The organism is Hoskinsella mucinilytica (assembly GCF_045223415.1).
In the GTDB taxonomy this organism is placed as follows: Bacteria; Bacillota_I; Bacilli_A; order Erysipelotrichales; family Erysipelotrichaceae; genus Hoskinsella; species Hoskinsella mucinilytica.
On record NZ_JBEQZJ010000043.1, the window covers coordinates 1 to 24,736 of the forward strand.

The window sequence follows — 24,736 nt, forward strand, 5'->3', positions numbered from 1 at the left end:
CCTTTTTTTATCGCTAAAGCTTTCTTAGAACCCCTTGTATAACAAGGGGTTTTCACTATACAAAAATAAGACAGGTAAGTGACCTGTCTTGACTAAAGTTGATGGAGATATTCTAGAATTTCACCTGCATTTTTATCTGGGCTTGCTTTTTCATAGCTCTTGATGATGGTTCCTTCTTCATCAATGACATAAGTGCTTCTTGTGATGCCCATATATGTTTTACCATAAAGCTTCTTTTCTTTCCAGACATCATAAGCTTCAATGACCTTATGTTCTACATCACTTAATAAAAGGAAAGGTAGTTCATATTTTGCTTTGAAATTCTGATGTGCTTTTTGGGTATCCTTACTGATACCAATGACCACAACATTGTTTTGTTTGAAAGCGTCATAGGCAGATTTGAAGGCACAAGCCTCACGTGTACAGCCAGGTGTATTGTCCTTTGGATAAAAATAAAGGATGACCTTTTTTCCTAGAAAATCATGTAAAGATACTTCATTGCCCATTTCATCGGGCAAGGTAAAATCCATTGCTTTGGTTCCTATTTCTAACATATTATCACTCCTTGTACTTATTTTATCAGAAAAAAGACTGGGAATACAGCGATATGTTTGGTAAAATATAGCGTGGAGAAAGAGGTAGATGAAATGATTAAACTTGTAGCATGTGATTTGGATGGAACATTGCTGGATGAAGAGCACAAGGTGCCAAAAGAAAATGCAATCGCAATCAAACGATTGCAGGATGCCGGTATTCAGTTTATGACGGCAACCGGCAGGACTTATGATAGTGTAGCACCATTACTTGAGCCATATGGGATAACATGCGTTCATCTGTTGGTCAATGGCGCATTGATGAAGGATCAAGATGGAAAGATATTATATGAAAATCCAATGGAATTATCTCATGTGAAGACCATTACGGATATTTTGATAAAAGAAGACCTTTGTTTTAATTTATATACACAAGGTGGGTCAATGACCCCAGATATTGAAAAAGCAAGAAGAGAATTTATCGAGCATATGAAGCAAAATGGTATGCAGGAAGCAGAAATCATAGAGATGATGGAACAAGCATCTTTTTGTCAATATGAACGAGAAGTAAACGATATGGAAGCCTTTTTAAAGGAGTCTCCGATCGTTTATAAGATGGAAACCTTTGGTGGAGATGTCGAGGTCTCACGAAGAGTAAGAAAAAAACTTTCAGAAGTTGAAGGATTGGCGTTATCGGATTCCATCTCTGAGAATATAGAAATTACCAAGCATAGCGCACAAAAAGGATATACCTTAAAGCATTATTGTGATGAACAGGGAATAAAGTTGGATGAAGTTGTGGTCATAGGAGATAGTATGAATGATCTTTCTATGATGAAAATGTTTCCTCACAGCGTTGCGGTGGCCAATGCATCCTCTATGATCAAAGAGGCAGCTCACTACATCACCAAAAGCAATCATGAGTTTGGCGTAGCCCATGTTCTGAATCAGATAGGTAAAAAGCCTTTTCATTTATAGAAAAATAAGGTAAAATAAACCATAGAGCGAAGAGAGGATGTTTGTTATGAAAAAACCTACCATTGCGGATGTTGCGGAAAAAGCCGGTGTTTCTAAACCAACGGTATCACGTTATCTAAAAAATGAAAATGTAAAGCCACAGATTCGAGAAAAAATTCAAGCTGCGATCGATGAATTAGGATATGTGGCAAAAGGGACTGTCAAGGTCAATGAACAACTGGATCTAAAGGAAGGAAGTCAACCAACGAAGAAGGAAGAAGTTAAAAAAACAATCAAAGCAAAAGCTAAGAAAGCAATCAAAGAGAAAAAAGGCTATAAGTTGGCTGTTTTGACGAAAAATCTTTCTGATTATCGTACCAGAGTTATGTTAGAGTCCTTACATAAGGCGTTATCAGAGTCAGGTTGTACTTTACAAATTGTTGCGACAGAGGGAAAGGAAGAGCTAGAAGAACAATACTTGACGATGTTCATCGTACAAAATGTCAATGCCATTTTGATTGAAAGTTGTTCAAGTACTGAATTTATTATGAAACAAATGAGAACCACTGCCATTCCTTGTGTGTTCTTAAGAGATCATATAGATGGTTGTGATACTGCAATGGATGAGGTTTTAGCAGCACATACATTAGCGAAATACCTTATGGAAAAACATCATTTGGTCATTCGTTATTTAGGTAGTGATGATGCTTTGACGAAAGATCATATGGAAGGAATTCGTAATGCATATCATGCATTAAAACAACCAATCGATATCATCGCAGTACAAAGTGAGGGTGGATATGAGGCTTTATTTGATCATATCAAAGAGCTATTTGCGGAACAAATTGATTTGTTGATCTTACAATCTGATGAAATGGCTGTGCCTGTCAGCAAATATTTAAAGGAATACCATATCGCAGTACCTCAAAATGTTTCTTTGGTTTGTTTTGGTGGAACTTCAATTACCAATGTGATGTCACCTTCTATGACAAGCTTGAAATATGATTATACAGGATATGCTGAGTATATTTGTCAATCTGTATTTGCGATGATCGAGAAAAAAGCATTGCCAGAAAAGAAAGCCTATTTCAAGGTGGAAGAAAAAGACAGTGTTAGATAATGAAAAAAGGAGAAAACTGAAGGCTAATGCCACATAAGGAAGTATCGTGAAACAACATGGAAATACAACCTTATTGGCATCGCAAAGGCGAAACAATTGAATAAGAATTCAATCGGAGTGAAATTACTCGGATGAATCACATTCACAACAGAGGCACAAAAATTGAGAGGTGCATAATAATGCGAGCTGCATTTCAAATACTTTCAATACCATATCGAATCATTGACGGCTCTCCTTCTTATTGTGTGTTTCACCGTGCTGATTTCAACCAATGGCAATTTATAGCCGGAGGTGGCGAAGATAACGAAATACCTTTGGAAACTGCGAAAAGAGAAACCTTTGAAGAAAGTGGAGTACAATCAGAGAAGTGGGTGGAATTGAAAAGTCTATCTTATATTCCTGCTACAGTTATATCAAAAAAACATCGACAGTATTGGGATAAGGACACTTACGTAATACCTGAGTATACCTTTGGTTTCGAGTGCAAAGACGATATAAAATTGTCCCACGAACATACAGAGTGTGTTTGGTTGACTTATGATGAAGCAACAAAAAAACTTAAATGGGATTCAAACCGCACGGCTCTATATGAGCTTAATTGTCGGTTGGTGGACTCAAACGAGGAACAATACGAAAAAGACAGCAAAAATGTCACATACGGTAACAAGCAGGGAAATTATAGTAACACTTTCCGAAAGTAAAAAAACGGTGTAACCCATTTTGGGGGTTACACCGTTTTCTACATAAAAGCTTCCTTATCTGGCGTTGCCTAACCGTGTTCTCCTTTTCTTTATGCGTTTTTGATGCGTAAGGCAGTCAGCTTATCTTGAGCAATCTTTCGATAAACTTCTTCATTTCTACTTTCATACATCATCATTGCCCAATAGCACCATAGATAATTATGGAAGTTTTCCCATAGATCCAGCTCTTTCCTGATTTGTGGCGTGATCTTGTCAAAATAAACTTGATAGAAGCGCTCTCTTAGCACGGGATCCAAAATTTCATTTTCACTTAAAAAGCTCATGACATCAAATAAGGGATCATTATCAGCTGCATATTCATAATCGATTAAGTAAGCACGATGATTGGCAAATAGAATGTTTCCATCCACCCAATCATTGTGACATAATACCTTGGGATGATGTAAATGGGAAATACTGGATTCGATCCATCGGTATTCTGACAGATCAAACAAGGGATGCTTCGTATGTGATTGATATCCTTGTAATCGCTTTAGGGGATCAAAATCTTCTTGAATGGTTTTTTGTAGTCCATGGAAATGCTTCATAAGCAAAGCTACTTGTTCGATTTTATCTTCATCTTGACATTCCCCATAGGTCAAAGCACCTTCAAGATATCTTGTGACCTTATAACCACTAATTTCATCATAATAAATGGTTTCTACATCGATATCAGCATCTTGAATGGCAGCTAAAGCAAGGGTTTCATGATGCCGTTCAACAATATGTTCGGCATCTGGTCTTGGTACTCGGACGACAAATTGTTCATGATTCATCTCTAAGAGATAATTACAATTGGTTAAGCCTTTTTTCATATCCTGTAATTGGATATCTGTATTAAAAAATAAAGAATCCATAAAATCTTTGTAGTTCATGTTATGATCACCGCCTATTATGATAGCATATTTTTTACAAATTCGGTATAATAGAATGCGAGAAGGTGAAAGAAATGAACATTATGCTTGCGACCTGCAATGCTAAGTATATCCATAAAAACCTTGCATTACGATGGCTTTATACGACAAGTCCATGTCAAGAAGATGTTATCTTAAAAGAATATACCATCAAAGATGATGTCAAACGCATCGGAAATGAAATCTTGGAAATGAAAATCGATGTACTTTGTTTGAGTTGTTATATATGGAATATTGATATCCATAAGGAACTCATTCATTATCTAAAAAAACAAAATCATAACCTTCATATTATCGTAGGAGGACCGGAAGTCAGCTATGATTCATTTGAATTATTAGATCAGGGAGTCGATGCGATCAGTATAGGTGAAGGGGAAGAAAGCGTTTGGGAATATATACAGATGTTAAGGGAAGGAAAGAACTATGAAATAGCTGGTATGTACACTGCATCCTATCCCAATAAGGAATATCGAAAAGTCGAGCTATCTTTGTTGGAAACATATGAAACACCTTATTTCCTAAAGATGGATGAAGGGCAGTTTGCCAATCGTTATTTTTATTTAGAAACCAGTCGAGGATGTCCTTATGGTTGTACCTATTGTTTGAGCTCGGCTGATCGCTGTGTTCGTATGTTTTCCGATGCCTATGTATTTTCTATATTAGAGAAAATCAAGGATAGTGATATCAAACAAGTGAAACTATTAGATCGTACCTTTAACAGCAATCCCAAAAGAGCGTTGGCCATTGCTCGTTATATCAATGAACATTGCGTTCATCAAATCTTTCAATTTGAAATCGTGGCGGAAACCTTGAGTGAAGAATTATTGACTTTTTTCTGTGAAGAAGCAGATGTGTCAAGGTTTCGTTTTGAAGTAGGTGTACAATCTTTTCATACCAAAACATTGACTTCTGTCGGTAGAATGCAAAACAATGAGCGTTTAAAAGAAGTCATTACACGGTTAAATCAAGCAGGCTGTATCCTTCATGTTGATTTGATTGCCGGTCTTCCTTATGAAGGGATGGAAAGCTTTCATCATTCCTTTGATGAATTGTTTGCTTTACAAGCAAGTGAAGTACAATTGGGTATCTTGAAACTACTAAAAGGAACCAAGTTGCGTTCACAAAAAGAAGAATTTGGCTTTCAGTTTTCCTTATGTGCTCCATATGAGATCCAACAGACGAAGTGGTTGACAAGTGAGGAATTGATTTGTATTCATCATTGTGCCCACGCTACTGAGAAATTTTGGAACAGCGGTAAGCTTAGATGGACCTTGCGTGAAGTTTTAAGAAGAGGATGGTATACAAGTCCATTTACGATGTTCATGGCCTTAGGAGAAGCTTATGCCAAGCTACCTAGACCATATCAGCCATATCAATTATTTGCTTGTGTAAAACAAATACTTCAAGATCAAGAAGAAAAAGAAGTAGACGCATTATTATTGATGGAATATTATGCAAGTAATAAACAACGTCCAAAAAGATTTACACAATCATATGTGACATTAGATAAAAAGAAAGCATTGATGAATGATTGTTTGGATATGGAAATTGATCAACAAGATCACTTATTTCGATATGGGTTGATCGATATCGGATATGATGCTGGCAAAGTATGTTATCAATTGGTATTATATGATGAGCATCAAAGTTATCCAAAACAATATTTGATCGACAACGAAACAAAACAATATAAGGAGTGGAAACGATGAAAGAGATTATGATAGCAACATCCAATGTGCATAAGGTGGAGGAATTCAGACAAATGTTAAAGCCTTATGGCTATGAAGTGAAAAGTCTTTTGGATTTGAAAGAACCCATTGAAATTGAAGAAAACGGTACAACCTTTGAAGAAAATGCATTGATCAAAGCGAGAGCCATTTATGAGTTACTTCATATTGAAGTCATTGCGGATGATAGTGGATTGGCAGTGAATGCAATGAATGGAGAACCGGGTATTTATTCTGCTCGTTTCTTAGGAAGAGATACTAGTTATACAGAAAAAAATCAATATATTATTGATCAAGTAAAAAATGCAGAAGATAAAGGTGCTCAATTCGTGTGCGCCATTGCACATGTGAAAAAAGATGGAACCCATAAGATCTATACCGGTATCGTAGAAGGGGAGATCTATGATCATATCGAGGGAGAAAAGGGCTTTGGTTATGACCCTATCTTCTACTATCCACCATTTCATACAACGTTAGCCAATGTTAGTGAGGAACAAAAGAATGGGGTAAGTCATAGAGGAAGAGCATTGCAGTTTTTGATTGAGGATCTAAAGGAGGAACGAGCATGTTAAATTTAGTCTTGTATGAGCCTGAAATACCACAGAACACCGGTAATATGATGCGTACTTGTATGGCAACAGGAACCATCCTACATTTGATCAAGCCATTGGGTTTTTCTTTGGATGAACAACATCTTAAACGAGCTGGGATGGATTATGTCAAAGAACTTGAATATCATATGTATGAGAATTGGGAAGATTTTGTATCTCAACACCCAAGTGAAAACTATTTTTATATGACTCGCTATGGTAAAAAAGCACCAAGTCAAATGGATTTTACCGCATGTGTTGGAGATATCTATTTGATCTTGGGAAAAGAAAGTACAGGTATTCCCAAAGAAATTTTAAGTAAAGACTTGGCACATTGTATGAGATTGCCTATGGTTGCCAATGCCAGAAGCCTGAACCTCAGCAATTGTGCGGCTATCATTCTTTACGAGGTATTAAGACAGTTGGATTATCCGGGCTTATCAGGTGTTGAGGTGATCAAAGGGGAAGATTGGCTGACAAAATGAAGTTACCTTATGACCATTTGATCGACACAAGTGAAAAAAGAGCACATGCTTGTATGCTCTTGTGCCTGATCATCACTATGATATTCTTTCTTCCATATGTATTATTAGGATTTCTTTTGATAACTAGAGATTCCTATAATTCCTTGTTCGCTATGCTTAGTTATCCTTTGTTATCTTCAAGTTATCTTTCCAGAATCATATTAGATGCCATTTCATTGACATCCTACAGTATCTCTAGTTTAGGTAAGCTATTGTGGGAGAATATTGGTACGATGGAGATTTTAGAGGGATTGGTTTTAATGGCATCTTATGCCATATGGATAAGGAAAAAAAAGACCACCATTTTGGTAGCGTTACAGTTGATTGAAATCATTGTATGTAGCTTATTGGTTTCAATATCTTTAAAAAGCGGTTCCTTATCTCAAGCAATCGGCTTTCTTCGTATCATCGGTATGATCTTTGTGATCGTGAATACGATATCGATCGTCATTTGTTTCATCGATTTTCTACAAGAAGCAAAAGCATATAAAGAAAGTCTTGCATATCAAGTAGAAGAAATAAAAGAACATATGGAGGATTAAAGCTCCATATGTTCTTTTTCATTAAAACTCTTTTAAGTTTCTTAGGTTTGTAGATTCGTCTCCATCGTTGATACCACGAATATGACGTGCACCATCACGACCTGTAAAAGGTAATGCATTTTCGATCATACCCTGTTCAACGGCTTCTAAAGCCTGCTCATAATCATAAGTTTTTCCTTCGCTATCCTTAAATTCACTTAAGGTACCATCAGAATTACGACGAGCTGCAACAAATTTGGTTTTCTTGTTTGATTTTTCTTTTTTCATTTTACTTACCTCCTGACATTATTGTGAACCTAGATATTGTTTTTATACGAGTGATGATTTGAGAAAATTTGGAAATTATGAAATATCAAAAATTCTTTGAAAATAGGCGTATCCATTGAATTTTTTTATTTTTCGTTTATAATACTACTGTAGTAAGGGATTTTTTCGTCCTTACATGATGGAACTGTAGAAACATTAAGTATGGGGAGTGGTAATTCTTGGACGGTTCGCATATAGGCCTTACGATTTTATTGGTGATTCTAATTATTTTATCAGCTTGTTTCTCATCTGCTGAAACGGCATATTCTTCATTGAATGTGATCAGGTTAAAGCAAATGGCGAAAAATGGTGACAAACATGCAAAGACAGCATATGCAAATGCAAAGAATTTTACAGCCGTGATCACGACCATCCTTATCGGAAACAATGTTGTGAACATATTGGCGACTTCTATTATGACATCTTTGGCTACAGAGCTGTTTGGCGCAAGTGGTGTTGCGATTGCGACTGGTATTATGACCATATTGATTTTAGCTTTCGGTGAGATCACCCCTAAAATTGTGGCGAAAGCGAAAAGTGAACGAGTTGCGCTGTTAATGGCAAAACCGTTGAGTATTTTGGTTACGGTGCTTCATCCGATCTCTATCGTAGTAGAAAAGATTGAGAAAAGTTGGGAAGAGAAGCTGGAAATTGAGAATGTAACAGCGACAGAAGATGAGTTACTGGAAATTGTCAGTACCATTGAACAGGAAGGTGTTTTGGAACAAGAGGAACGTGAATTGATCGAAAGTGTCATTGAATTTGATGACAAAAATGTACGTGATATCATGGTTCCAAGAGATCAGGTGGTATTTCTTTATGATAATGCAACCTATGATCAACTGAAAACAACCTTACATGATCACAAGTTGTCACGTTTACCGGTCATTTCTTATGAGACGACCGAAGTTGTTGGAATCCTTCGAGTACGTGATGTTTTAGATGCTCTATTAGAGGATCGTGAAATTGTCATTAAGGATTTGATGCAACCGCCTGTATTTGTAACTCAACGAAAAAAATTGCCGGCTGTACTTGAGGATATTCAAAAGTCTAGAGAACATATCGCAATTGTTGAGGAGTCACAGACATCTCATGTATATGTTGGTATCGTTACCCTAGAAGATGTTCTAGAAGAATTGGTCGGAGAAATATATGATGAATATGACCCACTACCGAATCATGTATTTGAAATCGGACATCATATGTTTCAAATTGATGGAAAGGTATCATTAAATGATTTCTTTGATACTTATGTAGAGGATCAAGATGCCCCTCAAACCAAAGCAAGAACATTTGCGGCGTGGATTTATGAATTAAATAACCATCGTAAAGTCCGTAAAGGACGTGAAATAGATTTTGAAAACTTTGAAATCAAAGTGCTGGATACTAAAGATGGTATGGCATCCAGAATTGAATTGACAATTCTTTCATACAATGACGATGAAGAATTACTTGATTAATAGGAGGAAATGATATGAACATCTTTATCAAAGCAGTAAAACCGGAAAATGCGCCAAAGGCATTGGGACCATATTCACCAGCTACTAAATTAGGAGATTTTGTATTTCTATCAGGACAGGTCCCATTAGATCCTAAAACAGGAGAAGTTGTAGGTACTACCATTGAAGAACAAACACATCAGGTCATGAAAAATATCGGTGCCGTTTTGGCTGATATGGGCTTAGCTTATAAACACATCATCAAAACAACGATCTTCGTGGCAGATTTAAACGATTTTGATAAATTAAATGAAGTATATGGTTCTTACCTAGAAGAACCATTCCCAGCAAGAAGCTGTGTACAAGTTGCACGTCTTCCAAAAGATGTGAAAGTTGAAATTGAATGTATGGTCATTGATACTTTAGTATATGAACAGCAATATGCTGCACAACAGGGTGGATGCTCTAGTTGCGGTGGCGGCTGTGATGGTGGATGCTGCTAATTGTATTAGAATCAAGATACCTGGATGTTAGATCTGGGTATCTTTTTTTTGATTCTAAAGTTGTGATATGATTTGCTAAGAATTATCAATAGTAATGGAATACCAAGGGAGCTAAAAGCTCTCACATCATGCATGTCACTTAGAAAATACATGGTAGAATATGATCTGAAAATCAATCCCAAATTTAGTAAAATGATGATTTCCTTTCATTTTTTTATTAAAAAATATAAATTTTTTTCATTTTCATGATTTTTTTAAAAGAAACGTTTATAATAAAAAAGCCATCAAAATGGCAAAGTCTTTCCTTCCATCTCCCCAGCACCGATAGCTTTATCATGGATCAGCAGGTAACTATTACTTGCGATAAGAAGCAGGCAATACTGATCATCTATAAAAAGCCTGCTTCTTTTCCTTTAATGGGGTCGGATAAGATTCATTGAAAAAGATATGAGGTGAAGTTATGATCGTTTATATACGACAAGATGTGGATGGTATTGAAATCATGGAAGAATATAATCAAAGCTTTTTTGAAAAGATAAGTGCGAAGACTTATTTGGAAAGGCTGTGCTTACATCAAGGTTGCAGTATGCAGGGAAGAAAAGAGGCAATCAAAGCGGTGTATCATATCCATCAAAAGATTCCTATTTTAATATCTGAAAGAACAAAAGATTTCTTTTTTCCTACTTCTGCCATACGAGTGATTCCATGTCATTGGATCAATCATCGAGCCATATACAAGATCCAAGGGAATCAACAACTCACAATAATCTATTTTCATGATCAAACGAAGTTAGTATTGGATGTGGATATTCGTACGATAAAAAGAGAAATCAAAATCTGTACAAACTATCTGACATACCTTGAAAGCCAACATAAAAATAAGATATAATACCCACAAGATGGAGGTTACATATGGAATATTTTTTGATGTTTAGTTTGGTGGTCTTGATCCTTGTGGTCATGGTGCTGTTTCTATTGATAAGACCACAACAGGGAAGCAGAAGAGAGTTAAAGCTTTTGTTGGCGGAAAATGAAAAACGTCAACAGGAGACTTTATATCAAATGCAAAAACAGATGAATCAGCAACTCTTTGAGTTTCAAAAGGAAATGACCTCCGCTATGAAAGAAGATTTGAATCAATTAAATGAAACCACAACAAATCGGTTATTTTCAATTGAGAAAAATGTCAATCATAATCTACAACAAGGTTATGTTTCTACTCATCAAACGTTTAGTAAGGTGATGGAACAGATGGGGAAGTTAGATGAAAGTCAGAAGAATTTAAAGGAGTTAAGTCTTTCTATTTCCAGTATTCAGCAGGTATTAACGGATAAAAAAACAAGAGGTATTTTTGGTGAAGTGGAGTTATATTCTTTATTGGAAAATGCCTTTGGTTTGGATCAGAAACGCTTCATGAAACAAAAGCGCTTATCGAATGGAAGTATTGCGGATGCGGTGATCTTTGCGAAAGCTCCTTTGCATATGATTTGTATCGATTCTAAATTTCCTTTGGAAAACTATAATCGTTTGATGCAGGAAACAAGAACCGAGGAAAAACAACGGCTTCATCGAAGCTTTGTGAGCGATGTCAAAAAGCATATTAAGACGATAAGTGAAAAGTATATCTTAAGAGATGAAACCGCTGAATTTGCATATATGTTTATTCCGGCAGAGGCAGTATTTTCTTATATCTATGGGAATTGTGATGAGGTGATCCAATATTCCTATGAACAAAAGGTATACTTGGTTTCTCCTACGACATTGATGGCATATATTACCGCAATCAAAGCTATTTATTTAGGCGTAGAGAGAAATGAAAATATGATCAGTATCCAACAGGAACTGAAAAAGCTACAAGTAGAGTTTAAGCGTTTTGATTCACGCTATCAAGCTGTATCTTCAGATTTTGATCGGTGCTATCAAGATATGCGTGCCTTATCTGTGACAGCAAGTAAACTTATCGCAAGATTTCATGATATAGACGAAGTGAAACTAAAACAGGAAGCGTAAAGGAAAAGACGTGGGCAATCCACGTCTTTTGTGTCAGTTCGTAAGATCAAGGTCAACATGATAGACACGAATCCAATAATCAATTTGATATAGATAGGCAAGAAGCTGTGGACCACTCATGAGCTGACCATACCAAGGAAGGGTATAGGAAGCTCCTTTACTATCAATGAGTTTTTTCAGTTCTTTATCATCAAAGAGTTTATGAAGTGCAGATTCAGGATCATCATATCGTTGTTTTAATAAGGAAGCTACAAGCTCTGCATACACTGGATTGTGCGTTTTAGGGAAGGGATTCTTCTTTCTCCAACAAACATCTTCAGGTAGTTGATCTTCAAAGGCTTTTCTCAATATGCCTTTTTCATTTTGTTTGTAAAACTTCATGTCCCATGGGATATTATACACATATTCTAAGGTATCAACATCCGCAAATGGAGCACGTATGGTGATATCTGCATAATTGGCCATGGTCAATTGACGAACAACTAAGGTCTGCATGAACCAATGCAAACATAGAACGGTATGAAGGCGGGCTTGTTTATCCTCTTTGGTATCGGTAGGCAGATAGGAAATATCTTTGATGCTGTTTTCATATTGCTTTTGTATATAAGCTTGATAATCTAATCCTTTGATGTCTTGGTGTAACAGTTTGATACGCTCTTCACTTGAACGAAGCCAAGGGAAGGTATCTAAATCTTTTAGCTCTTCTCGATAAAACCATGGATATCCACCGAAGATCTCATCGCTACATTCCCCGCTCATAATGATATGTTCCCGTTGTGAGACTTGTTCACAAAGCCATAATAAAGAACTATCAACATCAGCCATACCAGGGAATTCTCTAGCAAGCACTGCATCTTCTAATTTGTCACGTAATGTTTCTTGTGTCATCATAAGTGCAGTATGATCACATGGATATCTGTCTTTCATTTGTTCAATGAAGGTATCATCAAGGGATACTTGATATTGATTTCCTTTGAAATTTTCTTTATTGCCTTCATATTGTAATGAATATGTGCGCCAATCTTTGTTTAAGGAAGCAGCAATCGCTGTGATGATGCTACTATCCAGGCCACCACTTAAAAAGGAGGCATGAACATCTTCCATTTGCCGTTTGATGGATGTCGTAACCAATTCACGTACCTTATCGATACTTTCAGTCAAAGAATCATCATGTTTCTTTGCTTTTAAGCGATAATAGGTTTTGATATTCAGGCTATCCTTATAAGACATTAAGGAACCCATTGGTAATTGCTTGATACCATCGAGAATGGTGTGATCTTCTGGTACACTTGGCCCAAACGCAAACAGATCCAATAGACCCTTAGAGGTAAGGCGTGGCTTGATGCCTGCGTTGTTTAGCATCAATTGAATACTGTTACTGATGACAAGGGTATCATCTTTATGATGATAATATAAAATAGACAGACCTAAAGGGTCTTTTGCGGCTAAAATTTTATCATCATACAACAATACAAACGCATAAGCACCTTTGATATGTTGCATCATATCTTCTTTCCAATAAAGATAGGCGTAAACAAAAAGCTCTTCTAAAGATTCTATAGGAGGGTATTGTGCATCATGTAGCTCTTCCTTTAATTCTTTTTTGTTATAGATTTCACCATCTACAACGATGGCATAGTTTTTTCTGGCATAGCTAATTTCATCAAATCCACATAGCCATAGATCCTTTTTGTGGATCAAAGATGAAAAATGGGTATTCATAGAGGTAATTGCCTCATTTTTGATCAATAAATATTCTTTCATTGCATCGCTTCCTTTCGCTTCCATTGTATGAAAAAGATAGAAGGTTTATGCTGGTTGCCTGAAAAAAGGATCACACATAAATCATCATAAAAAGGGTAGAAATAAATGAAAATGAGTGTATAATATATATGCTTTTAAAGAGTAAGGAGATTAAGGGTACATGAAAGAAACTTTTAGTAGAAAGGATATCGTTACGGTACTATGTGTGGTGATTGCTTCCTTTCTATGCGCATTAAACATCAACACCTTCATCAATGCAGGAGGCTTATTTCCGGGTGGATTTACAGGATTAACGGTTTTCATTCAACGTTTTTTTGAACAATTCTTACAAATACAGCTACCGTATTCCCTCGTCAACTTTTCGCTGAATGCAATTCCTGCGTTTATCGGGTTTAAAATGGTTGGAAAGAAGTTCACGATTTATTCTTGTTTGATGATCTTTTTAACCGGTGTGTTTGTTGATTTGATACCTAGCACCAATATTACGGAAGATATTCTATTGATCACGATCTTTGGTGGTATCTTACAAGGTATTGCATTAGGTATCGCATTAAAGGGGAATGCAAGTAGTGGAGGAACCGATTTTATCGCTATGTGGATCAGTAAAAAGACAGGACAGCCTGCTTGGAACTATATCCTTGGTATGAATGCAGTGATGCTAGCAGCTGCAGGTTATCTGTTTGGATGGGATAAGGCATTGTATTCCATTATATTTCAATTTTGTAGTACACAAGTAGTCAATACGATACATAAACGATATAAGCAAATGACTTTGTTTATTATCACGAGCAATCCTAATATCGTGGTAGAGGAAATTCAATATTCTACCCATCATGGGGTAACACGATTAGACGGAATCGGTACTTATTATGGTCAGCCAAGGGCAATGCTGTATACCGTAGTAGATTCTACTTCCGTAAAAAGATTAGTCACAAGAATCAGAGAAATTGATCCTTCTAGTTTTGTGAATGTGACCAAAACAGAATATGTAGAAGGAAGATTTTATCAAGTTCCGATTGAATAATAAGGGGAAAAGAAAACACAAAGTTGACCGTGTTTTCTTTTTTTTAAGATAATAAAATAGGATACTCCAGTTTTTTTCATTTATCGTTCACATAGTCATCACAATGTTTCTTTATGCTTTACTGTGCAAGGAGGATATCAATATGTATATCATAAAAAATGCATGGCGTAATGTATGTCGAAATCTTGGGAAGAATATTCTTTTGGGTATCATTGCGTTTGTGATCGGATTGTCTTGTTGTTTGGCATTATCTATTCGTCAAGCAGCAAATCAACAAAGGAAAGAAGGCCTAGATGCACTGAATATCACCGCAAGCATTGGTGTAGATCGTATGTCTGTGATGAAACAAGGAAGGCAAGAAAATGAAGAAGTGCAAAACATAGATCCAAAGGAAATGTTGAATCAAATTTCATCCTTAAGCTTAGATGAGCTTGAAACTTATGCCAAGGCGGAAAGTGTGAAAGATTTTTATTATACCAAAAGTCTTTCTATCAATGGAGAAGGCTTAGAACCAATCGAAAGTAGCATCTCTAATGATCGTCCACAGGGCATGGGAAAAGGTATGGATATGAATCAAAGTGATTTCACTGTAATCGGTTATAGTTCTCATGAAGCAATGAGTGACTTTGTGAATGGCAATGCAACCATCAGCGAGGGTACTGTTTTTGATGAAGATAGCAAAGATGAATGTATCATCTCAGAAGAATTAGCAACTTATAACAATTTGAAGCTCCAAGATCAGATCAAACTTGTGAATCCGGATAATGAAAAGGATGTGCATACCTTTACCATAACTGGTTTCTATACATCAAATGCTACAGGCATGGAGATGGGGAGAATGATGAGTGATCCTGCCAATCAGATCTATACAAGTGTAACTTCATTAGATGCTATCGTAACTGCTTCCAAAGAGGCAAGCAATGATAGTGCAATGGTAGCAACGGTGAATGGTACCTATGTCTTTGAAGATTTGGAACAATACGAAGCATTTGAGGCGCAAGCACAAGCATTGGGTCTATCCGAAGAATATACCGTTTCTTCACAAGATGTTACACAGTATGAACAAAGCCTACAGCCACTTGTTAGTTTGAGTGAGTATGCGACCATATTTTTGGTAGTGATCCTTATCATCGGCGGATGTATTCTGGCAGTATTGCATATGTATCATATCAGAGAGCGTAAATATGAAATCGGTGTGTTGGCGGCAATCGGTATGAATAAGAAAAAAATCTCTATGCAATTTATTTGTGAAATCTTTGTTGTTACCATGGTATCGATGTTGATCGGTAGTGGTATTGGCGCAATGCTCAGTGTTCCGGTGACCAATACTTTGTTAGAGAAAACCGCTCAAACAACAATGTCACAAGAAAGAGGTGGCTTTGGTATGAAGCAAGAACCAGAAGAACTTTCAAAACCGGATGAGAATGGTTTTCAAGGTGTTATGGGAAAAGGACAGCAATATCTGATGGAGATAAATTCTGCAACCGATGTTTATGTGGTTCTTCAGGTGTGTGTTGTTGCTGTTTTATTAACATTGATGAGTGCGATGTTAGCAATGATGGGTATTCTTCGTTATGAACCATTGAAGATACTATCCGATAGAGAGTAGGTGTGAAAATGGAAATCTTACAATTAAAGGATGTCAGTTATTCGTATACAGGAAAACAAAATGTCATCGAACATATGAATTATACCTTTCAAGATGGTACGATCTATGCAGTGGTCGGAAAAAGCGGTGCAGGAAAAACGACGTTGTTATCTATGATGAGCTTGTTGACAAAACCAAGTGAGGGCCAGATACTGTATGAAGGTAAAGATATTACCGATATGGATCCCTATTCTTATCGTAGTCATTATGTCGGTGTCATCTTTCAAAGCTATAACCTGTTGATGCATTTAACTGCATTGGAAAATGTCATGTTGTCTATGGAAATTGCAGGTAAAAAAAAGACAGATAAAAAGGCAGAAGCACTTCGCTTATTGGCAAAAGTAGGTCTTGATGAAGAAGAGGCCAATCGAAGGATCTTAAAGTTGAGTGGGGGACAGCAACAAAGAGTAGCAATCGCACGATGTCTTTCTTATGATCCAAAGGTGATCCTTGCGGATGAGCCGACCGGTAATTTAGATGAAGAAACACAAGCGGAAATCATGCAAATATTTCATCAATTGGCATCTGATGGACGATGTATCATCATCGTTACCCATTCCAAAGAGGTCGCAGAAGAAGCAGATGAAATTTATATGTTACAAACTGTAAAGAAAACAGGGCGTCAAAAGAAAAAGATGTGAGAATATAAAGTGGATGAGGTTACAGTTGACTGGAACATCCACTTTTTTTTGCTTTTATAGGTAAAACATATACATTAGAATATGTTTTTATGAAAGATGATGATATAATAATATCAAAACGAAGGAGTATCTTATGAAACGAGGGCGAAAACTGATTTATTCAGGGATATCCATATGTCTGTTGGTTATATTTATGTGCGGATGTCAAAAGAATTCCAGAAATACAGTTGTATCACAACATCAAAGCGATCAGATAGAACTGAAGTTTTTCGGTTTCAAAACAGAGGCGGTCAATGTACAGGCAATTGAAGAGATCCTACAAGATTATATGAAAGAAAATCCTCATATCAATATCACTTATGAAAGCGTAAAGGGAGTAGAATATTATGACATCCTTTCCAAACGGATCACTTCCGGTAATTTAGATGATATTTTTATGATCGATGAGGATAATTTGAAGAAATGGAAACATAGTGGTATTTTTGAGGATCTTGGGGATCTATCTTCAATTTCAAATTACAGTACGATATCCTATGAACAAATGAAACAAAGTGATGGTAGCATTCCTTTTGTGCCAACCAGTATTTCTGCATTTGGGTTATATTGCAACATGGACTTATTAAAGCAACATCAACAAAATGTTCCGAAAAACAATGAAGAGTTTATGGAAGTGTGTCAATATTTTGTAGATCAAGGAATAACGCCGATCATTGCGAACAATGATATCTCATTAAAAACAGTTGCTATCGCAAAAGGGTTATCCTCGCTTTATCAAAGTGATCAAAGTAAAGAAGCATTCCAACAACGAAATCAAGATCCGACCCTGTTATATGATGAGCTGACACAGGGGTATGCATATGTACAGATGTTGATCGATCGTCATTTTGTAGATGCTTCATTGGCTATTCATACAGAGAAAACAAAAGATGATCTAGCACAATTTGAAAAAGGAGAACAACCTTTCATGCTAACAGGGGCATGGGCTGCTGTGAGAGTAGAAAAAGATGCACCAGATCTGAATTTTCAAGTGTATCCTTATCCTATACTGGATGATCGTGCTGTTTTGGTCACCAATATCGATACCAGAGTTTGTGTCAATGCGAAAGGAGCGCATGTGAAGGAAGCAAAGAAGTTTATGGAATATCTGACACGAGAAGATGTGATGTGGAAATTTGTCAATTCACAAGCTTCTTTTAGTCCTTTGAAAGAAACCAGAATTGCTGATGATATCAAGATACAACCATTAAGTAGTTCAATGAATGAAGAAACCTTGATTCTTGGAAGCGATGTACGTATCCAAATTCCATTGTGGAGCTTAACAAGGGAAGGTATGAAAACATTGTTAGAAGGAAAAGGAGTCAAGGCTGCCATGGATTTGATTCAAGCTTATGAGCCATAAGGGGTGTAGCGTGATGAAAAAGGAAAACACAAAGAAAATGATAGCGCTGTATATGATTGCAATCGTATTTGTATTGGGATCGATGTTTATTTACAATGAATATGTTCATGAATCGCTTTGGCAACAATCCGTAAATGATATATTGGAAGCTACCAGCCAAGAGGAAAAAGCATTTGATATTTATGTAAGTAAAGAAATCACCAATTCAAGAAATGTATTGAGTCATATGCTAGAAGAAAAAAGAGATGAAGCGACAACCCTAGAACAATTAAGCGCATTAGTAAAAAAAGAAGGAAGTCAATATTTGTTTCTGGATTTGAAACAAAACAAATGCTACAGTAGTCATGGGGTTTCTGAAATTTCAAAATTACAACATGATCTGATCTTAAATAATGATAAAGAAGAAGGCCTTATAGAACCATACTTTGAGGATACCACAGGAGTAAAGATGTTTGCGACCTTTGTGAAAGGTAGCTATGAGGGAAGAAAAGGTGTTATGATCAAGGAAACAAAGGAAAGCTATATGGCTCAAAATTTTTCCTTATCTTTTTTCAATGACCTAGGTTTTTCCTATATTATTGATTCTGAGGGTATGATATTATTACGTAGCTCTCATCCAAATTCAAATCGAACTTTTCAAAACTTGTTTGATTTGATCGATCTTTCCGGTAATGATGAATCGATCATTCATTCCTTTCAACAAACGCTCAAGGAAAAAGGAAAGGGAATAGCGCAATTTGATTATCAGGATGAGTCTAATGTTTTTTGTTATGTGCCGATCAAAGATAGTGAGGATTGGTTCATGGTATCGATCATTCCCAATGCAGCCATCATGAAACAGGCCAATCACATCATTTTTTCAACCATCTTATTATGTACAGGAATCGTATTCGTCATAGGGTGCTTGGTATGGATGTATTTAAGATCCAATCATAGACATAAAGAAGAATTGGAACGTATGGCGTATTATGATGATTTGACTCAGCTTTATACTTATCAACGCTTTAAAATGAAGGCGGAAGAGTTATTAAAGGAATCTAAGAATTGGTATATGCTATATCTGGATATCGCCGATTTCAAAATCATCAACGAAATGTATGGCTATCATTATGGAGATGAAATTTTGAAGCAGTTGGCGGAAGCGTTAAAAGAATTGGTGGGAAAGGATGGCATTATTTGTCGTATCAATGCTGATAAATTTTTGATCATGCTACATTGTCTACAACAGGCAGAACTGATGGCGTTTTGTGAACATATCAATCAATCTATATCATTACATCATGCAACAAAGCAAAGTGAGCGTACCGTTATGGTGCGTATCGGAATCTGTGATTGTGATCCATCCATTGAACTTTCCAATGTAGATGGTTGGATCGATCGAAGTCATCTTGCGTTAAATCGTGTGAAGGCTGATTCTCCGAATTGCTATGCCTTTTACAATAAAGCTATGCATGATCAAATGTTGAAGAAGGCAGATATTGAAAACAAGATGGAAAAGGCCTTGGCACAACGAGAATTTCAATGCTATTTACAGCCAAAGTATGATGTGAGTGGTCACGTATTGATGGGGGCAGAAGCCTTGGTACGTTGGATCGAACAAGATCATATGATTATGCCGGGTGACTTTATACCTGTCTTTGAAAAAAACGGCTTTATCTTAAAATTAGATGAATACATTTTTGAAGAGGTCTGTCGTTATTTGGGAAATCGATTGAAAAAGAACGAGGCAATGGTACCTATTTCTGTAAATATATCTCGTATGCATTTCCATCAACCTGACTTTGTTGAGCGTTATATAAAAATCAAAGATGCGTATGCGATACCAGATGGTTTGATAGAATTGGAAATTACAGAGAATATCTTATTGTATGATATCGATCAGGTTAGAACGATCGTTATGCAATTACAGAGAAGTGGTCTTACCTGTTCTATAGATGATTTTGGATCAGGCTATTCTTCTTTAAATGTATTAAAGGATCTTCCTTTTGATGTTTTAAAATTGGATGGTGTATTCTTACGTAATAGTTATGATGTGAGTCGTAGTCAGGAAATTGTTCGCTCTATCATTGAAATGGCCAAAAGAATACATCTAAAGACGGTGGCAGAAGGTGTTGAAAGTGAAGAACAGCTTACCTTTTTAAAGGAAGTAGGTTGTGATATGATCCAAGGATTCGTTTTCGCAAGACCGATGCCAATATCAGAGTTTGATAAACGATTAGTGACGGAAACATTGCACATTTATGATTAACATAGATGTGCTTTTTTTGGTTTTTCATCTGTTCCTTTTTCATGACGCATGGTAAAATATAAGAGATATCGAAGGAGTAAGCATATGGATAAAAAGGATCAGCGTTATCAGGATTATGTAGAGGTTTTAAAAAAGGAATTGATTCCGGCAATGGGCTGTACGGAACCGATTGCGATTGCCTATGCAGCAGCACTTGCTAGAAAGATATTACAAGAGCCGATACAACGTGTAGATGTTTATGCAAGTGGTAATATCATCAAGAATGTCAAAAGTGTGGTCGTGCCAAATACACAAGGCCGTAAGGGAATTGCGGTTGCCGCAGCGATTGGTATCGTAGCCGGGGATTCAGATAAAAATCTGGAAGTCATAAGCAAGGTAAATGACGAACAACGAGAAGCATTGGATGTTTTTCTAAAAGAAAAACAAATACAGGTACATGCATTGGAAGGAGAACATGCTTTAGAGCTAGAAGTGGTCGTATCAAATGATCAAAACTATGCTAAGGTTAAGGTTGCACAAGAACATAACAACGTGGTCTTGATAGAAAAGAATCAAGAAGTGTTATTTGAAAAAGGAATTTGTGACAGTGAGCAAAAGGATCCATGTTATGCATCTTTGTCTATGGAAGCAATTTATGATTTTGCGATAAGTGCAGATTTAGATGATGTCAAAGATATCTTGCAACGTCAAATCGATTATAATACGAGAATCGCACGAGAAGGCATAGAACAAAATTATGGAGCTGGAATTGCGAATATGTTGCTTAATGTCTATGGTGATAGTGTACAGGTAAAAGCAAGAGCGATGGCCGCAGCCGGAAGCGATGCCAGAATGAGTGGTTGTGAATTACCTGTGATCATCAATAGTGGAAGTGGAAATCAAGGAATGAGTGCTTCCTTACCGGTCATTGTGTATGCAAAGGAATTGCGTTGTAGTAAGGAACAGCTATATCGTTCCCTCTTGATCAGCAATCTTTCTACGATTTATCAAAAGATACATATCGGCAGACTTTCTGCATATTGTGGTGCAGTCAGTGCCGGTGCTGGTGCGGGTGCTGGAATCGCATATTTGTTGGGAGGGGATTATCAAGATATCACGCATACCATCGTTAATGCGTTGGCTATCACAAGTGGTATAATTTGTGATGGCGCAAAACCAAGTTGTGCAGCGAAAATTGCCAGTGCTGTTGATGCAGGTATCATGGGATGTTATATGTATCGATGCGGTAAACAATTTTATTGTGGGGAAGGTATCGTACAGAAGGGAATTGAGGCTACTATCGAAAGTGTAGGAGAGCTTGCCAGAAAAGGAATGAAAGAAACAGACAATGAAATCATCGAATTGATGATCAAAACAACATCATAAACACAAAAAGGAGTAAAATTCTCGAAAACTTAGGGAATAGCATTCCTTTTTTTCACAGTTAGGGTTATAATAAAAATGACAACTTGATAAGCAAACCTGTCGGAAGGTAGGGACGCAAAACTAGAGGGTCCAGATAGGACAGCCAGCTGCAAAATGATTTTCTCTTTTTTGTATGCTGTCTTCAGCATTTTTTTATGAGATGGAGGAGCTATGAAAACATACAAAATAAAGCAGATCTTCAGTCACATTATGGTATTGATCATCCTATGTGCATCGATGATGTCTTTTTCCTGTATCAAAGCAGCGGAAAAGAAAGTGGTACGTATCGGCTATCCAATTCAAGAAGGATTAACGATGAAAGATGAAGAAGGCAATTATTATGGCTATACATATGACTATCTTATGCAATTAGCACAATATACCGGTTGGCAATATGAATTTGTAGAGGTAGAGGGTGATTTGAATAACCAAATAAGCACCTTGCTGGATATGCTTACGAAAGGAGAGATCGATCTTCTTGGAAGTATGCGCTATAACGATGCGATGGCTGAATTATTTGATTATCCAAGTGAACCCTATGGGAGTGCCTATAATGTTTTATTGGTAAAAGAAGATAGTGATTATTATGATCAAAGCTCTTTGTTTTCAAAGAAAGATATTAAAATTGCCGTTTTGAATACCGCAACCAATCGTATAGCGAAACTCGATCAATTTGCGGAAATGAATGGATTTACGTATACGAAGCTTTCAGGAACAGAAAAAGAAATTCTGCAATATATGGAAGATGGAAAAGCTGATTTTATGCTTGGCGTAGATTTAGAAACCCCAAAAGGATATCGTAGTATCACCAGGTTCTCACCTGATTCCTTTTACTTTGCCACAACCAAAGGCAATTATGAAAACGTTACCGAATTGAATCAAGCGATTTTAAATGTTTCTAAGATCAACCCATTATTGACGACAACTTTATACAATCGATATTTCTCGAAACAATTAGATAAGATCATCTTAAATGAGAAAGAAAAAGAATATATCGAACAGCATACAACGGTTCGTGTTTTGGTAAAAGACGGGTTTGCGCCAATGGAACGTATATGGGAAAATAACGCAGTAGGTGTAGGAAAAGATATCTTAGATCGAATTGCCTCACAAACAGGGTTGACTTTTGAATATGTCATCGCAAAAAATCATGACGATTATCAAAGGATACTGGAAAGTGAGCATATTGATTTGTTGCTGGGATTGCCTTATGACAGTACTTTTGCAGATCATGTGAAAGTGAATTTGACATCCCCTTATATGACAAGTAATTTATTGCTGGTGGCGGGTAAGGATACCAATATCAATGCTTTGGATGAACAAGTAAAAGGGTTGACATATTATCATGCAGAGGTACACGATAACAATCAAAACCTATCTTATTATGAATCAATCGAAGATATGATAAAGGATATCGAAAAAGGGAAGTTAGATTATGCTTATCTTGATGCATATCAGACAACCTATTATATGAACAAACTTCATACGACCAATATCACCACTTTTACTACATCAGACTATTTAAAAAGTCAATATGCATACGGTATCGTGAAAAATAATGATCTTACTTTATTGAGTATCGTCAATAAAGGTATTCAGACCTTAGATGATAGTGCTTTAAATGCGATGATCTATGAGAATGGATATATTGAACAATCCTTTGATATACCTTATTACGTACGTACCCATCTACCACAAACGATTCTAGTGACCGTGTTGCTTTTGGCAGGGATCATCACTATTATTTTTGTATATTATCGTAGACAGTTAGAAATGAAACATGCTGTGGAATTAGAATATCGTCGCTATCTGTCATTGTCTATGATTACAGGGGAAATGACCTTTGAATATCATTATTTAAAAGATACTATGAAAATCAGTAGTAGTGGGATCGGAAAGATCGCACATATGGAAGTTTTGGATCATTTCCAAGCGGAAGCAGCGAAGCAGGAAATCAATGAACATATGGTTTTATCTGTGTTACAGCATTATTTGAAACAAGCAGAAGATTTTAATGATGAAATCTTAATCCGTATGATCGATGGAAATGAGCGCTGGTATCAGTTGATCATTAAAATCATCAAAGATACGACGACCGGAAAAGAACGTCCGGTCTACGCAATCGGTAAGGTTTTGGATATACAGGAACAAAAGTTAGAAAAAGAACAACTGGTAAAGGATAGTTATACCGATCCTTTAACGAGGGTGTTTAATCGAGCAGGGGGTCTTTTCAATATCGAAGAAAAGATGAAGACACATCCTGGTGCATTGATGATGATCGATTTGGATCACTTTAAAGATGTCAACGATGCATATGGACATTTTGCGGGAGATGAGGTTTTGATTGAAACATCAAATCTATTAAGTGAGATATTTTCAAATGGTATCGTATCGAGATTCGGTGGAGATGAATTTGTTATCTTTATGCCTAATATCTCACATGAGGAGATGTGTTCTTTATGCGAAACGCTGTTGGAAAGAATGAAACATGTTGCATTCGCAAAAGAGAAACAAACAGCATTAACCATTAGTATGGGTGGCGTTTATACAAAATGCGGTGATGATATTTCTGATATGATGGAGAAAGCAGACAGCTTATTGTATGAATCTAAACGTCAAGGAAGAAATCAATACCATATTCAATAAAATATAAGGAAAAGTTTTACAAACAATGATATAATAAAAGGCATCATATGAAGAGGT

22 protein-coding genes and 1 riboswitch are annotated in these 24,736 nt (G+C 36.5%); of the genes, 18 read left to right on the forward strand and 4 right to left on the reverse strand.

The genetic code is table 11. The features are described 5' to 3' along the window. Positions 1-92: 92 nt before the first annotated feature. A complete protein-coding gene (bcp, locus tag UGRO018_RS14330) occupies positions 93-554 on the reverse strand; it encodes a thioredoxin-dependent thiol peroxidase (protein WP_416327178.1) in 462 nt (153 codons plus the stop codon). A 93-nt stretch (positions 555-647) separates the two neighbouring features. Here bcp and UGRO018_RS14335 point away from each other — a divergent pair, with 93 nt between their 5' ends. From UGRO018_RS14335 to UGRO018_RS14345, 3 genes are all read left to right on the forward strand, one after another. After that, positions 648-1,511 (forward strand): HAD family hydrolase, encoded by an 864-nt coding sequence (locus UGRO018_RS14335; protein WP_416327179.1) that lies wholly within the window; start codon positions 648-650, stop codon positions 1,509-1,511. Between the two features lie 46 nt (positions 1,512-1,557). Next, positions 1,558-2,610 carry a LacI family DNA-binding transcriptional regulator gene (locus UGRO018_RS14340; protein ID WP_416327180.1) on the forward strand — a complete coding sequence of 351 codons (1,053 nt, stop codon included), beginning with the start codon at positions 1,558-1,560 and terminating at the stop codon, positions 2,608-2,610. Positions 2,611-2,789: 179 nt separating this feature from the next. Then, entirely contained in the window at positions 2,790-3,311 is a 522-nt protein-coding gene (locus UGRO018_RS14345) for an NUDIX hydrolase (RefSeq protein ID WP_416327181.1), read from the forward strand. 89 nt (positions 3,312-3,400) lie between these two features. Here the strand turns inward: UGRO018_RS14345 and UGRO018_RS14350 are convergent, their stop codons facing one another. Beyond that, complete coding sequence (locus UGRO018_RS14350; RefSeq protein ID WP_416327182.1) at positions 3,401-4,225, reverse strand: choline/ethanolamine kinase family protein; 825 nt, start codon at positions 4,223-4,225, stop codon at positions 3,401-3,403. Positions 4,226-4,299: 74 nt separating this feature from the next. On the opposite strand from UGRO018_RS14350, the gene UGRO018_RS14355 reads away from it, so the two are divergent. The 4 genes from UGRO018_RS14355 to UGRO018_RS14370 are packed head-to-tail and all read left to right on the forward strand — an operon-like array spanning position 4,300 to position 7,647. Further along, positions 4,300-5,973, forward strand: a complete 1,674-nt coding sequence (locus tag UGRO018_RS14355) for a B12-binding domain-containing radical SAM protein (protein ID WP_416327183.1) — start codon at positions 4,300-4,302, stop codon at positions 5,971-5,973. Further along, complete coding sequence (gene rdgB, locus UGRO018_RS14360) at positions 5,970-6,563, forward strand: RdgB/HAM1 family non-canonical purine NTP pyrophosphatase (protein ID WP_416327184.1); 594 nt, start codon at positions 5,970-5,972, stop codon at positions 6,561-6,563. Before UGRO018_RS14355 ends, rdgB begins: the two co-directional genes overlap by 4 nt. Beyond that, positions 6,557-7,066 (forward strand): tRNA (cytidine(34)-2'-O)-methyltransferase, encoded by a 510-nt coding sequence (locus UGRO018_RS14365; protein ID WP_416327185.1) that lies wholly within the window; start codon positions 6,557-6,559, stop codon positions 7,064-7,066. The genes rdgB and UGRO018_RS14365 overlap by 7 nt, the downstream gene beginning before the upstream one ends. Next, positions 7,051-7,647: a hypothetical protein gene (locus UGRO018_RS14370; protein ID WP_416327186.1), complete on the forward strand. Its 597-nt coding sequence runs from the start codon at positions 7,051-7,053 to the stop codon at positions 7,645-7,647. Before UGRO018_RS14365 ends, UGRO018_RS14370 begins: the two co-directional genes overlap by 16 nt. 21 nt (positions 7,648-7,668) lie before the next feature. Here the strand turns inward: UGRO018_RS14370 and UGRO018_RS14375 are convergent, their stop codons facing one another. Beyond that, complete coding sequence (locus UGRO018_RS14375) at positions 7,669-7,914, reverse strand: DUF3892 domain-containing protein (RefSeq protein ID WP_416327187.1); 246 nt, start codon at positions 7,912-7,914, stop codon at positions 7,669-7,671. Between the two features lie 218 nt (positions 7,915-8,132). Here UGRO018_RS14375 and UGRO018_RS14380 point away from each other — a divergent pair, with 218 nt between their 5' ends. The 4 genes from UGRO018_RS14380 to UGRO018_RS14395 all read left to right on the forward strand — a co-directional run bounded on the left by UGRO018_RS14380 (position 8,133) and on the right by UGRO018_RS14395 (position 11,905). Continuing rightward, complete coding sequence (locus tag UGRO018_RS14380) at positions 8,133-9,413, forward strand: hemolysin family protein (RefSeq protein WP_416327188.1); 1,281 nt, start codon at positions 8,133-8,135, stop codon at positions 9,411-9,413. A 14-nt stretch (positions 9,414-9,427) separates the two neighbouring features. Further along, positions 9,428-9,895, forward strand: coding sequence for a RidA family protein (locus UGRO018_RS14385; RefSeq protein WP_416327189.1), 468 nt, complete (start codon positions 9,428-9,430; stop codon positions 9,893-9,895). Between the two features lie 460 nt (positions 9,896-10,355). After that, positions 10,356-10,784 (forward strand): competence protein ComK, encoded by a 429-nt coding sequence (locus UGRO018_RS14390; RefSeq protein WP_416327190.1) that lies wholly within the window; start codon positions 10,356-10,358, stop codon positions 10,782-10,784. Between the two features lie 23 nt (positions 10,785-10,807). After that, a complete protein-coding gene (locus UGRO018_RS14395; protein WP_416327191.1) occupies positions 10,808-11,905 on the forward strand; it encodes a DNA recombination protein RmuC in 1,098 nt (365 codons plus the stop codon). Between the two features lie 33 nt (positions 11,906-11,938). Here the strand turns inward: UGRO018_RS14395 and asnB are convergent, their stop codons facing one another. After that, on the reverse strand, positions 11,939-13,669 hold the full coding sequence (asnB, locus tag UGRO018_RS14400) for an asparagine synthase (glutamine-hydrolyzing) (RefSeq protein ID WP_416327192.1): 1,731 nt from the start codon (positions 13,667-13,669) through the stop codon (positions 11,939-11,941). A gap of 160 nt (positions 13,670-13,829) precedes the next feature. On the opposite strand from asnB, the gene UGRO018_RS14405 reads away from it, so the two are divergent. The 7 genes from UGRO018_RS14405 to UGRO018_RS14435 all read left to right on the forward strand — a co-directional run bounded on the left by UGRO018_RS14405 (position 13,830) and on the right by UGRO018_RS14435 (position 24,679). After that, positions 13,830-14,693: a YitT family protein gene (locus UGRO018_RS14405; protein ID WP_416327193.1), complete on the forward strand. Its 864-nt coding sequence runs from the start codon at positions 13,830-13,832 to the stop codon at positions 14,691-14,693. Positions 14,694-14,835: 142 nt separating this feature from the next. Beyond that, a complete protein-coding gene (locus UGRO018_RS14410; protein ID WP_416327194.1) occupies positions 14,836-16,302 on the forward strand; it encodes an ABC transporter permease in 1,467 nt (488 codons plus the stop codon). A gap of 8 nt (positions 16,303-16,310) precedes the next feature. Next, a complete protein-coding gene (locus tag UGRO018_RS14415; RefSeq protein ID WP_416327195.1) occupies positions 16,311-16,982 on the forward strand; it encodes an ABC transporter ATP-binding protein in 672 nt (223 codons plus the stop codon). A 133-nt stretch (positions 16,983-17,115) separates the two neighbouring features. Further along, positions 17,116-18,381 (forward strand): ABC transporter substrate-binding protein, encoded by a 1,266-nt coding sequence (locus UGRO018_RS14420; protein WP_416327196.1) that lies wholly within the window; start codon positions 17,116-17,118, stop codon positions 18,379-18,381. Between the two features lie 13 nt (positions 18,382-18,394). Then, a complete protein-coding gene (locus tag UGRO018_RS14425; protein ID WP_416327197.1) occupies positions 18,395-20,629 on the forward strand; it encodes a bifunctional diguanylate cyclase/phosphodiesterase in 2,235 nt (744 codons plus the stop codon). An 84-nt stretch (positions 20,630-20,713) separates the two neighbouring features. Beyond that, on the forward strand, positions 20,714-21,994 hold the full coding sequence (locus UGRO018_RS14430) for an L-cysteine desulfidase family protein (RefSeq protein ID WP_416327198.1): 1,281 nt from the start codon (positions 20,714-20,716) through the stop codon (positions 21,992-21,994). A gap of 79 nt (positions 21,995-22,073) precedes the next feature. Further along, positions 22,074-22,148: riboswitch (cyclic di-GMP riboswitch) on the forward strand. A gap of 56 nt (positions 22,149-22,204) precedes the next feature. Then, complete coding sequence (locus tag UGRO018_RS14435) at positions 22,205-24,679, forward strand: diguanylate cyclase domain-containing protein (RefSeq protein ID WP_416327199.1); 2,475 nt, start codon at positions 22,205-22,207, stop codon at positions 24,677-24,679. The last annotated feature ends 57 nt before the right edge of the window (positions 24,680-24,736 follow it).